The sequence below is a fragment of the Vibrio sp. 811 genome (assembly GCF_033339195.1).
Window position 1 is genome coordinate 1 of the sequence record NZ_JAWOUB010000103.1, and the last position, 1,102, is coordinate 1,102.

The 1,102-nt window shown below is 47.5% G+C and carries 1 protein-coding gene; it reads left to right on the top strand.

From position 1 onward, the window contains the following. The coding region (locus tag R7Q46_RS25130; protein ID WP_318077928.1) for a methyl-accepting chemotaxis protein at positions 1–1,102 on the top strand (1,102 nt) is incomplete at both ends.

Genomic DNA, 1,102 nt, shown 5'->3' on the forward strand with positions numbered 1-1,102 from the left:
TATCGAGATGCTGTCGGTATGATCATCAATACCAGTGGTGCACAACGTGAATATCAATCGAACAAGAAAGAGTTTGCCTCTGCGTTGGCTGATGTAAAACGTCTTGAAACCGCTGGTGGAGAAGACTATCGCAATATCGAAAAAATTGAGCAGCTTATGGCGAATTTTACGTCGAGCTTTGAGAGCCAAATTCAGCCGAATATTGGGCATCGCAGTTTAGAAGAAAACGTTGAGCAAGTCCGTCAGTTGTACGAGGTGAATCTAGCCCCAATTGAAGACATGCTCAATGCGGCAACGGCAGAAGGTCGACAAAGCACACATGATGCGCTTCTCCAATTGACCGATTCATTCAACGATATTGAGAACACCATTTACGCGCTAGGTACGCTTGCGGCGATCGCAACAGTGTTCATTGCATACTTGTTGTCTAATTCAATCACAGGGCGTTTGACCGCACTGGATACTTTGGCACAACGTGTGGCGGAAGGCGATTTGACAGCTTCTCCTATCAAAGACGAATCGGGTGATGAGCTTTCTAACTTAGCGACCTCTTTAAATAAAATGCAGGCATCTCTAACGGGGTTGATCGGCTCTATTTCAGTCGTGTCTGAAGAAGTTAAGTCGGTCACGAGTGAGTTGTCTGTTGTTAGCCAAGACATTGTTTCTGGTGCGAGTAGCCAAGCCGACAAAGCGAACCTTATCGCAACGGCAGCAGAAGAGCTGAGTTTGACCATTTCACAAGTGGCGGAACAAGGTGCGTCTACGTTTGAAGAAGCTCGTAAATCAGAAGCCACAGCCGAGCAAGGCCGTACCGTCATTGTTGAAATGGTAGAGAGCATTCAACAGGTATCGAAGCAAATGGCGGACATGTCGGTTCAGATGAATCACCTTGGTGCTCATGGCGAGAAAATTGGCGCAGTCATTAAAGTGATTGAAGACATCGCAGAGCAAACTAACTTGCTTGCGTTAAACGCGGCAATTGAAGCTGCGCGTGCGGGTGAGTTTGGTCGCGGGTTTGCAGTTGTGGCTGATGAAGTCCGTGCACTTGCTGAGCGTACGACGAAAGCAACACAAGAAGTAGGCGAGATTATCCAAGCGATTC